Below are 12,176 nucleotides of genomic sequence, written 5' to 3' on the forward strand. Positions count from 1 at the left end.
ATGAAGCCACAAAAATTATTAGACCTGATTGGAAATACCCCTTTGGTGGAGACCGTTAATTTGGTTAAAAATAAAAACGTAAAACTTTTATTAAAACTCGAAGGAAATAATCCTGGAGGCAGTGTAAAAGATAGAGCAGCTTACAATATGATTAAATCTGCATTGGAAAGAGGCGATATCAAAAAAGGAGACAAACTCATTGAAGCCACCAGTGGAAATACCGGAATTGCTTTGGCGATGATTGCCCAATTATTTAATATCGAAATTGAATTGATTCTTCCGGAAGATTCTACCAAAGAACGCACCCAAACAATGCGTGCTTATGGTGCCACCGTGATTTTAACACCTGCTGATACTGGAATCATTGGCTCTAGAGATTATGCTGATAAAAAAGTTGCCGAAGGCGGTTATATCATGCTGAATCAGTTTGCAAATGATGACAACTGGAAAGCACATTATAAAACGACTGGTCCGGAAATATGGAATGATACCGAGGGAACTGTAACGCATTTCGTTTCTGCAATGGGAACTACTGGAACGATTATAGGAACTTCTACTTATTTGAAAGAGAAAAACCCAACAATCCAAATCGTAGGCGCTCAACCAAGTGATGGCTCCCAAATTCCGGGAATCAGGAAATGGCCTCAAGAATATTTGCCTAAAATTTTCGATGCCTCAAAAGTAGATACGATTATTGAAGTCACCGAACAAGAAGCCCGAGATATGACCAAACGTTTGGCTCTTGAAGAAGGCGTTTTTGCAGGAATGAGCAGCGGTGGTTCCGTAGCAGCAGCCATAAAAATAGCCAATACTATAGAATCGGGAGTTATTGTTGCCATTATCTGTGATCGCGGCGATCGTTATTTATCTTCGGATTTGTTTGACTAAATTGAAATACTTTTATAAAATCAGCCTTCCTTTTCAGTATCTTTCGGATATAAAAAGGAAGGCTGATTCAATTTTAAGTAAGAGCACTTTTTTCTTTTTAATTAAACTCTAATTCCTGATTTACAATTTTATAATTCGGTTGCAAATGAAAAATACAACATTAATTTACTGCATTCTATTTTTAGCACTATTTATGGGAGGAAAAGCACAGGCTCAAGACTGGCCAAATTTAAATAAATATCAAACCGAAAATACGAATCTTAAACCCACAGTAGCAGGTCAAAAAAGAATTGTATTTATGGGTGATTCCATAACCGAATTTTGGTCAATTATAAATGCAGAATACTTTGTCGGAAAACCATATATAAATCGTGGAATTAGCGGGCAAACAACACCTCAGATGCTGATTCGTTTCAGAGCCGATGTTATAGCTTTAAAACCAACTGCAGTGGTTATTTTAGCTGGAATAAATGACATTGCAGGAAACACAGGTCCGTCTACACTGGATATGATTGCAAATAATATTTTCTCAATGGCCGAATTAGCAAAAGCGAACCAGATTAAAGTAATTCTTTGTTCCGTTTTGCCTGCTTTTGATTTTCCTTGGAGACCCAATCAAAATCCTGCTGAAAAAGTAGTAGCCTTGAATGAAATGATAAAAACATATGCAATAGCCAATGACATTGTGTTTGTTGATTATTATTCGGCTATGGTTGATGGAAGAAAAGGTCTACCCAACTCCTATTCTAATGATGGTGTACATCCTAACAAAACAGGGTATGAAGTTATGGCTCCTATACTCGAAAAAGCAATAACCAACGTTTTCTAAAAAAATAAAGTCACTTTAAAAATACAAAAAATGAACTATCGCAGACTGGGTAAAACAGATTTTGAAATCTCCGAAATATCTCTTGGCACTTGGCAAGTAGGCGGAAAATGGGGTTCTCCCTTTAACGATAAAACCGCAGATCAGCTAATCAATACTGCCATTGACAATGGTGTAAATTTTATTGATACTGCTGATGTTTATGAAAATGGATTGAGTGAAACTGCCGTAGGCCGAGTAGTTCGTTCTCGCTCTGAACGAATTTATGTCGCTACTAAATGTGGTCGACACATCAATCCCCATGTCAATGAAGGCTATCAACCTAAAGTGCTACAAAAATTCGTAGAAGACAGTTTGAGAAGAACCGGTTTAGAAACATTGGATTTAATCCAATTGCATTGTCCTCCGTCCGAAGTATTTTACCGTCCGGAAATGTTTGAAATGTTTGATCGATTGAAAGAGCAAGGAAAAATTTTAAATCTTGGTGTCAGTGTCGAAAAAGTGGAAGAAGGACTAAAAGCTATTGAATTCCCAAATGTGACAACAGTTCAGATTATTTTCAACCTTTTCCGTCAGCGTCCATCCGAACTATTTTTCAAAGAAGCACTAAAACGTGATATCGGTATTATTGGGAGAGTTCCACTCGCAAGCGGACTTCTGACAGGGAAATTTAATGCTCAAACAACTTTTGACATACAAGATCACCGTAATTTTAATCGAAATGGGGACGCTTTTGACAAAGGGGAAACTTTCTCCGGTATTAATTACGAACTTGGCTTAAAAGCCGTCGAAGAATTGAAATCTTTGTTTCCAAATGCAACAAATCTGGCTCCTATTGCTTTGCAATGGATTTTGAGTTTTGATGAAGTAAGTTGTATTATTCCTGGCGCATCAAACGAAAGTCATGTATTGTCTAATTTATCCGTTTATGATTTACCAAAATTGACTTATGAAAAAATTACCGCTATGAATGAAATTTATCAGCGCTATATCAAGCCTGAAGTACACCAGCTTTGGTAATCCATTTTATTAAAATAAAAAAGGCTCGATTAAAATTAAATCGAGCCTTTTTTATATGAATCCTTACTTTTTATGCTAAAGTAGCCGTAGTAGATATTGCTGCATTCAATAGTTTAGAAATAGGGCAGTTTTTCTCTGCTTTTGTAACCAATTCTTGAAAAACCACATCGGTAATTTCCTTTACTTTCGCATTTACAGTTAAATGAGAAGTTATTATAGTTCCTTCTACCAATTCGATATCGCATTTCGTTTCGATGCTTTCAATTTCAAAACCTCCTTCAGTAATATAAGCTGAAAGTTGCATTGTAAAACAACCAGAGTGGGCTGCTGCAACCAATTCTTCGGGATTAGTCCCTACTCCTTCTTCAAAACGAGATTTGAATGAATATTGCGTATCCTTCAATGTTGTGCTTTGTGTCGTTAATTTCCCGGCTCCTTCTTTGAGTGAACCATTCCAGACTGCAGTTGCATTTCTTTTCATATTTATAGTTTTTAGTTTACTCAAATTTAGTTCTTTTATCAAAAAATGATTTCAGAATTTTCGTTTATTAACGAAAATTTAAAATTCAATCAGAATCAATTGCTATTCTCAAATAAAATTGAAAATAAAGCACCTTTATTTACACCTTCGCTTTCTGCCAAGAGTTTTCCCTGGTATTTTTCGACAATTTTTTTACACAAATACAATCCTATTCCGGTTGAAGGCTCGTTAGCAGTTCCTAATCTGCTTCTATTGGTAAACTTTTTAAAAAGTTCTTCTTTATATTTTGGATCAAAACCTATTCCCGAATCAGAAACAACAAAAGCTAATCGCTCTTTATTCAAATGAACACTAACCTTTATTTCACTTTCAGGAAGAGAGAATTTTATAGAATTATCAATTAAATTAACTAAAACCCGAATCAATAAATCTTCATCTATTTTCACTGAAGCTTCCTCAACTTCAATAGTCGTAATCAGTTTTATTTTTTTATTTACCAGTTTTTGTGCGACTTGTTCCCCTACATGAGAAAAAACAACGCTCATCTGAAGGTTTTTAGTATCCATTACTTTTTTTGAAATCTCATCTTCATCTTTAATTAGTTTTATAAAAGTTTCAATGAAAATAAATTGCTGTTCCGTAGATTGACAAATCAAATCAGCATATTCAGGAATGAAATCTGATGGATATTCTTCTAGTATAAGTTTCGCCAATGACTGGGAGTTCCCCGCAAAACTTCTCAAATCATGTGAAAGTAAATACACTAAATCTTGCTTATCATTGATGTATTTTTCATTTTCTGCAATTGATTCCTGAATATTTGCCATTAACAAACCCGCTTCATCTTTAAAGATTGTTGGCAACTCAGATACTACTCTGGTGCTTCTGTAAGCATCCAATGCTTTTGAAGCTAATTCAATGGGGTTTATCAATTTTTTCAATACCCACAAGGTAATTCCTGTAGCCAGTAAAGTCATGATTAATGTAAAAATAACAATCGAATGAGGTGAAGCCGACTGTTTTCCATATAAAACAAAAAACAGTAATCCAATCAATGGAATGTGAATCCCTAGGAACGTAACAAAAAGAAATTTGTATGCATAACTGTTTTTAAGAAAACTGATTTTTGATAATTTTCGATACAATTCCATATAATAATCTGTTTATTGGAAATGTAAAGATATACTTAATAATGACAGTATAAAATTCGTACAATTAATTTTAAGTTAATAATGAAAATTTTAAATTCGAATAAACACCTGTCTTTAAAATCTCTGCTCTCTGACAACTATTTTTCGGAATGATTATACCAACTAAAATCCTTAATTTTGCGGACTTCAAGATGCTACTCAATAAAAATCTACAAGCACTAACAAATAAAAGAGCTTTTTTTGATGGCTTTTTTAATACCTATAAATAAATACTTCCCCAATGTTTAATAAAGCGAATTTTAAAGAATGGTTTGACCGATACAAATATGCAGAATTAGCAGCCACGAGTTCTGCGTTGCTTAGTTCCCAATTCAGCAGAATCCTTAGTGGTTTGACTACAGCATATTTAATTACGTTTGCGGAATATTTAGCATTTTATGGAATCATAATTGCAAGGTCTTATAAAAAACTGGAAAAAAAAAACCAAGAACTGGGGAAAAAAACCACTTTAAAAGAAACGCTTTTATTGGCAAAAAATTTAGTATTGGAATTTGGTTATCCTGCTATTTTGGATTTCTTCTTTATTCGTCCGTTTTGTATGTATTGGATGCCAATACTAACCGGAAATTATTTTCTAGGAATCATACTTGGAAAAATCACTGCCGATTTATGTTTCTACTTACCCACAATAATTAACTACGAATTAATTAAGCAAAAACAATAATTGTATTTCATGTCACGGACTTAAACTTGTTTGCTTTTGTGAATTGTTTTACGACTAAATTTAAAAAATACGACAATGGTTATTACAACCATAAATACAATAAAAATGGAGTGTCGGAGCAGTTCTACTTCTTTTAAAAGGTATTCCAGACTACTGTGAAATAACATCCCAACAGCAATATAGACTATTATAAAAATAATGGTCCCAATGCCGTTGATTACAAAAAAAGTTTGCCATTTCACCCGAAACATTCCCGCAAAAATAGGACTAAAAAACCGCACTTTAGGAATAAAACTTAAGAGTAATAGGGTTCGAAAATGATGCTCTATTAGCCCTTTTAAGTATTTCTCCTCCAGCTTTTCACTGATATTATTTTTAAAACGATTAATTAATTTATTTCCGGAATAGGCAAGCCAATAAAAAACAGTATCAATAATAGTAACTCCTAGAAATGCTGCTAAACCTGCAAAATAGGGATTAATCAAATGATGTTCTGCAATGTAGCCAATGGATAGCAAGATTACTTCTTCAGGAATGGGAGTTAATTGGTCCAAGAAAAGAAACCAAATAAAAATTCCTAAATAACTTATAGGACTCTGTGAAATGATAGCATTGAACATAGCATCATTTTTAGTTACTCAAATTTACTAAATAATACGCTTTTAATCAAGTAGTTAAAACCAAATCACATACCTAACATAATATAGATTAAAAAAAATAGGATTTACAATCCATTGTATGCAATAAAACTATAATTCCCCTGCCCCTGATTACTTTATTTAATTTTTATTTTTAGATATATTCATTGAACTTTGTTTGCAGCGAAAAACCCGCGATTGTGAAAGTTTTTGAACACCTTCTAATAAAGAGCGACCAGCGGAAGCTCCTTCATCGACTTAATGTTGCTGCTTGTGGAATTGCGGGTTTGTAACGGAAAGCAGGATTAGGCTCAAATAAAAAACACTTGAAATTAAAAATATTTCCCAATTTGAATTTATAAAACCATTCAAACGCTTATTTTTGCGCTATGGCAAAGAAAAATACAGACAAAGTTGTCTTTCATCAAATAAAAGTCCTTGATGCTGGTGCAAAAGGCGTTTCGGTAGCAAAGGCTCCGGATGGTAAAGTAGTTTTTATCCCGAATGTGGTTCCGGGTGATGTGGTTGATGTGCAAACTTTCAAAAAGCGCAAAGCCTATTACGAAGGAAAAGCAGTTCATTTTCATGAATATTCTGAGCATCGTGTAGAACCTATTTGTGAGCACTTTGGTGTTTGTGGCGGTTGTAAATGGCAGAATATGAAATACAGCCAACAGTTGTATTACAAGCAAAATGAAGTAAAAAATCACTTGCAACGCATCGGAAAAATAGAACTTCCGGAATTTGAACCGATACTTGGTTCGGAAAAACAGTTTTTTTATAGAAACAAAATGGAATTTTCGTTTTCTAACAGCCGTTGGTTGACCGAAAAAGAAATTGACAGCACCGAAGATTTAGGAAACCGAAATGCACTTGGTTTTCACATTCCTAAAATGTGGGATAAAATCCTGGACATCAACAAATGTCATTTGCAGGAAGATCCATCGAATGCGATTAGAAATGAAGTGAGAACTTTTGCTAACGAGCATGGTTTGACTTTCTTTAATCCAAGAGCACACGAAGGATTACTTAGAACTTTGATGTTGCGTACAGCTTCGACTGGTGAAATCATGGTTTTGATTCAGTTTTTTGAAAATGACAGAGCCAGCAGAGAATTGCTTCTTAATCATCTTTACGAGAAATTCCCGCAAATTACTTCGCTTCAATACGTGGTGAATAACAAAGCTAACGATACTTTATACGACACCGATATTAAATTATACAAAGGAAGAGATTACATTTTGGAAGAAATGGAAGGGTTGAAATTTAGTATTAATGCGAAATCTTTTTACCAAACCAATTCCGACCAAGCGTATGAATTGTATAAAATAACACGAGATTTTGCTGGTCTTACCGGTAATGAAATCGTTTATGATTTATATACCGGTACGGGAACTATTGCACAGTTTGTTTCTAAAAAAGCAAAAAAAGTAATCGGTGTGGAAAGTGTTCCTGAAGCCATTAAAGACGCAAAATTGAATGCAGAACGCAATGAAATTACGAATTGTGAGTTCTTTGTAGGAGATATGAAAGTCGTTTTTAACGATAGTTTCATTGCTCAACACGGTCATCCGGATGTGATTATAACGGATCCACCAAGAGACGGAATGCACAAAGATGTAATTGAACAAATTATGAAAATTGCTCCTGAAAAAGTGGTTTATGTAAGTTGTAATTCGGCAACTCAGGCGCGTGATTTGGCTTTGATGGATGAGAAATACAAAGTAACTCGAGTACGCCCCGTAGATATGTTTCCACAAACGCATCATGTTGAAAATGTTGTACTTTTGGAAAGACGATAATTGATTTTTGATTGCAGATTTTAATAAACTATAATCAAAAATCTTCATTAAAAAAATATGAAAAAAATAATTTTATTGGTATTCGCTATAGCGCTATCCTTCTCCAGTTGTGAGAAAGATGATATTTGCGATGCAAATACTCCTACAACACCCAGACTTGTAATCACCTTTTATGATTACGACAATCCTTCCGTTTTAAAAACCGTGACGAAGTTGAAAGTTGTTGGCGCAGGAATGACTGATGGAATTATTTTTAATACCACTGCTACAGATGACTCTAAATACCTGACCAGCGGAAGTACGATTTCGATTCCATTGAAAACAAACGAAGACACAACCAGTTATAGCTTTACCTTAAATTATGGAAATGCTAATACTGTATTCGTTAATGAAGATAATATCAAATTTGATTATACGAGAAAGGAAGTCTTTGTATCAAGAGCATGCGGTTTTAAGACCCTTTTTACTTTAAACACTTCAAATCCTTATACACATACTGACGCTACGGTTCCAGATACAAAATGGATAAAATACATCTCGGTTGAAAAAAGTAATATAGAAAACGAAAATGAAACACACATTAAAATATTTTTTTAGTTTTTGCCTCATGTTGTCTATATTTTTGGCTCAAGCCCAAGAGACTAATGCAACTCAAAAAACAAAAATGGGCGGAGTTATTCCTGAAGCTCCAAAACCTATAGTTAAAAAAAACGCCTCCGAAATAAAGAACGATACCATTGTAAAAACGGATCGTTATGGTTTTCGTGTAGGTATTGATTTATACAAATTGACGCGTGCTTTTTATGATAAAAACTACAAAGGCTTAGAATTAGTAGGCGATTATCGATTGACAAAAAAATATTTCTTGGCGGCCGAAGTTGGAAATGAAAATAAAACAACCGATGACGACCGATTGAATACCACAGCAAAAGGGACTTATCTAAAAGTAGGTTTTGATTACAATGGTTATGAAAACTGGCTGAATATGGAAAATATCATTTCGATAGGGATGCGATATGGTGTGAGTAGTTTTAACCAACAATTGAATACTTATAAAATCTACAATGCAAATCCTTATTTTGGTGAAGTACCGGCAATTACATCTGGTGCAAAATACAATGGATTAACCGCAAGCTGGATTGAAGTCGTAGCAGGAGTAAAAGCCAAAGTCTTTGACAATGTGTTTGTGGGTTTCAGTCTTCGGTTGAATACTTTAGTTTCTAATAAAAAACCAGATAATTTTGATAACCTATACATCCCGGGCTTTAACAAAACTTACAATGGTACTTTTGGAGTAGGATTAAATTACACAGTTACTTATTTAATCCCTTTTTACAAGAAAAAGACAGCTACAGTCGTTACTAAAAAAGTAGAAAAGAAATAATTCCGAATTTAGAATAAAAAAAATCGCAAAGAAAACAACAGTTCTCTTTGCGATATTTTTTTTGTAATCAATAAACAGATACTGTAAAACTTTTTAAAACTTCAATGAACTTACATTCCTTATATGGTGAGAATTTTAAACTATATAAGGAATGTAAGTTCATTTAAGAATGTTTCATTATTTTTTTAAAGTAAAAACATCCTTTTTAACCTATCCAATAACCCGAAGTCCTTTAATGAAAATCCATTTCATAAATAATTTTTCTCCGTCCTTCGTTTTCACCGCTTGAAATTTTGGTGACAAAAGTGTCCCAATTGCAAAAGCGGTTAGCGGAATCCAATAACCCGTTAAATTGGTATAATGTGCGACTATATATCTAAATAAAGTAAATAATATAGCAAAACAACCCAGTTGGAAAATAAATGCACGTACTTGTAATTTGGTCATAATAAATTGTGCGTTTTAATTTATATTTTTATCTGAATCTGATACCTGATCTCCACTTTCAGAAACTTGAAACTTCGTTCTTTTGCTTCCTTCGTACATTTCGTATTTTACCAATCGTGCTTCTAAACCAGCATTGAAAAGTTTGATTTTTCTCGAAGGTTTTAGTCCTACATATTTCAAAGCTTCTAGATTAGCTGTGATAAACCAAGCATTAGTCCCCGGGTAATTTTTCTTTAAGGTATCGCCAATGCTTTTGTAGAATTCTTCCATGTGGATATCCAATCGCTCATCATACGGCGGATTGAAAACCACGTGTAATTTCCCTTCGGATGTTTTTTCTGTATCAAAAAAGTTCTTTTCTTCGATAGAAATATACTCATCCAGATTGGCATTTTTGATATTGTCTTTGGCTTTTTGAACCGCACTCGGTGCTTTATCGTAGCCTTTTATGGTGTAATGAAACTCCCGAACGCGTTTCAATAAACTGTCTGAAATACTATCAAACAAATCATTGTCCCAGTCGTTCCATTTTTCGAAAGCAAATTCTTTTCGGTTGATGTTTGCCGGAATATTACAGGCAATCATCGCCGCTTCGGCTAAGAATGTTCCAGAACCACACATAGGATCCAAGAAATCACCTTGACCGTCCCAACCGGAAAGCAATAGAATTCCTGCAGCCAATACCTCGTTTATAGGAGCAATATTGGTAGCGGTTCTATACCCACGCTGGTTCAATGAATTCCCGGAAGTATCCAGTGCAACAGAAACCTGATCTTTATCAATGTGAATGTTGATTCTCAAATCAGGATGTACTTTATCAATGCTTGGTCGTTGTCCCGTTCGTTCCCTGAACTGATCTACGATTGCATCCTTACATTTTTGGGAAACAAATTCCGAGTGATTAAAATATTCCGAATGTACCGTTGTATCAATCACAAAAGTCTGATTGGCATTCAATAATTTAGACCAATTCATACTCGAAATGCCTTTGTATAAAGCCTGTTCATTATTTGCCTTGAAAAAATAAATAGGTTTTAGGATTTTTAAAGCCGTACGCAAAGCCAAATTTGCTTTGTACATAAACCCTTTATCTCCTTTAAAACTCACCATTCTCACGCCTTGCTCCACGTTTTGTGCGCCAAGCATTTGCAATTCTTTTGCTAATATTTCTTCAAAACCAAAAAAGGTTTTGGCAATCATTTTATAATTATTTTCCATTGTAAAATCAAGTATTCGGTGCAAAAATACACTAAATTTGCATGAATCGAATTAATTGAAAAAGAATAAATGTCTGCAGCACAAAATCCACCTACTGAAAATCAACTGAAATCGAGTGAAAACTGGTACACGTCTTGGTTTGACTCTCCGTATTATCACATTCTTTACAAAGAACGAAATTACCGAGAAGCCCAGGTTTTTATGGATAATCTTACACATTATTTAAATCTTCCTGAAAAGGCAAAAGTATTGGATTTAGCGTGTGGCAAAGGCCGCCATTCTATTTATTTAAACCAATTGGGATATGATGTTCTTGGAGCTGATTTATCTGAAAACAGCATTGCCGAAGCCACTAAAAATACGAATGAAACCCTTCATTTCAAAGTACACGACATGCGTGAACCTTTTGAAGAAAAATATGATGCCATTTTCAATTTATTTACCAGTTTTGGCTACTTCGAAAATGACGAAGACAATTTAACCACATTAAAAGCCATCAAAGAAAGCCTTTCGGAATATGGTTTTGCCGTGATTGACTTCATGAATGTCAACCACGTCCTAGAAACATTAGTTCCCGAAGAAACAAAAACAGTCGAAGAAATAGATTTTCATATCAAACGCTACCTAAAAGACGGTCATATTTATAAAGAAATTGATTTTGAAGACAAAGGTCAAACATTTCATTTTACCGAAAAAGTAAAAGCGCTTACACTAAAAGATTTTGAAGAATTAATGGAAGAAGCCGGAATTTACTTATTGGATATTTTTGGTGATTACAAATTAAAAAAATTCCACAAAACGGATAGTGAACGACTAATCATGATTTTCAAATAATTGGTCGATTCATCCTTTTTATGGTTAATCGAATAACAGATTAACAAATAAACGGTTAAGCGAATAAACAAATAAACGATTCCACAAAAAATATGAATTATCTTTTACCCTTACTTTCCGTACTTATAGGATATATCATCGCATTAGTTTTAAAACCAAAAAACAAAACCAACTTAAAGCTTTTATTAGCCTTTAGCGGCTCCTTTTTACTTTCCTTAACGGTAATGCACTTATTACCTGAAGTCTACGAAAGCGCTAACCCAAAAATTGGAATTTTCATCATGATAGGAATCTTATTCCAAATCATATTGGAATTTTTCTCCAAAGGTGCTGAACACGGTCATGTTCACGGCCATGAAACAATGACCCAAATCCCGTGGTTGTTATTCATCAGCCTTTGCATTCATGCCTTTCTGGAAGGATTTCCCGTAAGCCACCACCATGATTTAGCGGTGGGAATTGCCATTCATCATTTGCCAATTGCCATTATTTTGACCACTTTTTTTATCAATGCAAGTCTGGATAAAAAAGCAATACTTTTCTTTATGGCAACTTTTGCAATTATGACACCACTCGGAACATTTTTGTCTGATTATATGCCCATCTTAAACGTATATTATACTGAAATCACTGCTATTGTAATAGGAATCTTATTTCATATTTCATCCACCATTATTTTTGAAACCAGCGAAGGACACAAATTCAATATCGCCAAAGTTTCAATGATTATTTTTGGAATTGCCTTGGCGTATTTTATATAATT

Annotated in this window: 14 protein-coding genes; 9 read left to right on the plus strand and 5 right to left on the minus strand. The window is 34.1% G+C overall.

Annotated elements, in window-relative coordinates; all coding sequences use genetic code 11:
* The 3 genes from cysM (at position 1) to ACM55I_RS07550 (ending at position 2,734) form a co-directional block, all read left to right on the plus strand.
* Positions 1 to 888, plus strand: a complete 888-nt coding sequence (cysM, locus tag ACM55I_RS07540) for a cysteine synthase CysM (protein ID WP_416846163.1) — start codon at positions 1 to 3, stop codon at positions 886 to 888.
* Between the two features lie 145 nt (positions 889 to 1,033).
* Positions 1,034 to 1,717: an SGNH/GDSL hydrolase family protein gene (locus ACM55I_RS07545; RefSeq protein ID WP_416846164.1), complete on the plus strand. Its 684-nt coding sequence runs from the start codon at positions 1,034 to 1,036 to the stop codon at positions 1,715 to 1,717.
* 30 nt (positions 1,718 to 1,747) lie between these two features.
* Complete coding sequence (locus tag ACM55I_RS07550) at positions 1,748 to 2,734, plus strand: aldo/keto reductase (protein WP_416846165.1); 987 nt, start codon at positions 1,748 to 1,750, stop codon at positions 2,732 to 2,734.
* A gap of 70 nt (positions 2,735 to 2,804) precedes the next feature.
* Here ACM55I_RS07550 and ACM55I_RS07555 read toward each other — a convergent pair whose 3' ends face one another.
* Together ACM55I_RS07555 and ACM55I_RS07560 are read right to left on the minus strand one after the other, a co-directional pair.
* Positions 2,805 to 3,215, minus strand: coding sequence for an OsmC family peroxiredoxin (locus ACM55I_RS07555; RefSeq protein ID WP_416846166.1), 411 nt, complete (start codon positions 3,213 to 3,215; stop codon positions 2,805 to 2,807).
* Between the two features lie 95 nt (positions 3,216 to 3,310).
* Positions 3,311 to 4,366, minus strand: a complete 1,056-nt coding sequence (locus ACM55I_RS07560) for a sensor histidine kinase (RefSeq protein ID WP_416846167.1) — start codon at positions 4,364 to 4,366, stop codon at positions 3,311 to 3,313.
* A gap of 280 nt (positions 4,367 to 4,646) precedes the next feature.
* On the opposite strand from ACM55I_RS07560, the gene ACM55I_RS07565 reads away from it, so the two are divergent.
* Positions 4,647 to 5,090, plus strand: a complete 444-nt coding sequence (locus tag ACM55I_RS07565) for a hypothetical protein (RefSeq protein WP_416846168.1) — start codon at positions 4,647 to 4,649, stop codon at positions 5,088 to 5,090.
* Between the two features lie 20 nt (positions 5,091 to 5,110).
* Here ACM55I_RS07565 and ACM55I_RS07570 read toward each other — a convergent pair whose 3' ends face one another.
* Positions 5,111 to 5,710, minus strand: coding sequence for a DedA family protein (locus tag ACM55I_RS07570; protein WP_416846169.1), 600 nt, complete (start codon positions 5,708 to 5,710; stop codon positions 5,111 to 5,113).
* Positions 5,711 to 6,117: 407 nt separating this feature from the next.
* Between ACM55I_RS07570 and rlmD the strand changes: the two genes are divergently transcribed.
* From rlmD to ACM55I_RS07585, 3 genes are read left to right on the plus strand one after another with little or no spacing between them, the layout of a single operon-like run.
* Positions 6,118 to 7,530 (plus strand): 23S rRNA (uracil(1939)-C(5))-methyltransferase RlmD, encoded by a 1,413-nt coding sequence (gene rlmD / locus ACM55I_RS07575; protein ID WP_416846170.1) that lies wholly within the window; start codon positions 6,118 to 6,120, stop codon positions 7,528 to 7,530.
* A 57-nt stretch (positions 7,531 to 7,587) separates the two neighbouring features.
* Positions 7,588 to 8,127 (plus strand): DUF6452 family protein, encoded by a 540-nt coding sequence (locus ACM55I_RS07580; protein WP_416846171.1) that lies wholly within the window; start codon positions 7,588 to 7,590, stop codon positions 8,125 to 8,127.
* The gene (locus ACM55I_RS07585) at positions 8,099 to 8,914 is read left to right on the plus strand and encodes a DUF6048 family protein (RefSeq protein ID WP_416846172.1); all 816 of its coding nucleotides are present in this window, start codon (positions 8,099 to 8,101) and stop codon (positions 8,912 to 8,914) included. Before ACM55I_RS07580 ends, ACM55I_RS07585 begins: the two co-directional genes overlap by 29 nt.
* Positions 8,915 to 9,124: 210 nt before the next feature.
* Here ACM55I_RS07585 and ACM55I_RS07590 read toward each other — a convergent pair whose 3' ends face one another.
* Both ACM55I_RS07590 and ACM55I_RS07595 read right to left on the minus strand, forming a co-directional pair.
* On the minus strand, positions 9,125 to 9,361 hold the full coding sequence (locus ACM55I_RS07590) for a hypothetical protein (protein ID WP_416846173.1): 237 nt from the start codon (positions 9,359 to 9,361) through the stop codon (positions 9,125 to 9,127).
* 15 nt (positions 9,362 to 9,376) lie between these two features.
* The gene (locus tag ACM55I_RS07595; RefSeq protein WP_416846174.1) at positions 9,377 to 10,579 is read right to left on the minus strand and encodes a THUMP domain-containing class I SAM-dependent RNA methyltransferase; all 1,203 of its coding nucleotides are present in this window, start codon (positions 10,577 to 10,579) and stop codon (positions 9,377 to 9,379) included.
* 69 nt (positions 10,580 to 10,648) lie between these two features.
* On the opposite strand from ACM55I_RS07595, the gene ACM55I_RS07600 reads away from it, so the two are divergent.
* Both ACM55I_RS07600 and ACM55I_RS07605 read left to right on the plus strand, forming a co-directional pair.
* Positions 10,649 to 11,413 (plus strand): class I SAM-dependent methyltransferase, encoded by a 765-nt coding sequence (locus ACM55I_RS07600; protein ID WP_416846175.1) that lies wholly within the window; start codon positions 10,649 to 10,651, stop codon positions 11,411 to 11,413.
* Between the two features lie 92 nt (positions 11,414 to 11,505).
* Positions 11,506 to 12,174, plus strand: a complete 669-nt coding sequence (locus tag ACM55I_RS07605) for a ZIP family metal transporter (RefSeq protein ID WP_416846176.1) — start codon at positions 11,506 to 11,508, stop codon at positions 12,172 to 12,174.
* Positions 12,175 to 12,176 lie beyond the last annotated feature (2 nt).

The organism is Flavobacterium algoris (assembly GCF_048158525.1).
GTDB lineage: Bacteria > Bacteroidota > Bacteroidia > Flavobacteriales > Flavobacteriaceae > Flavobacterium > Flavobacterium algoris.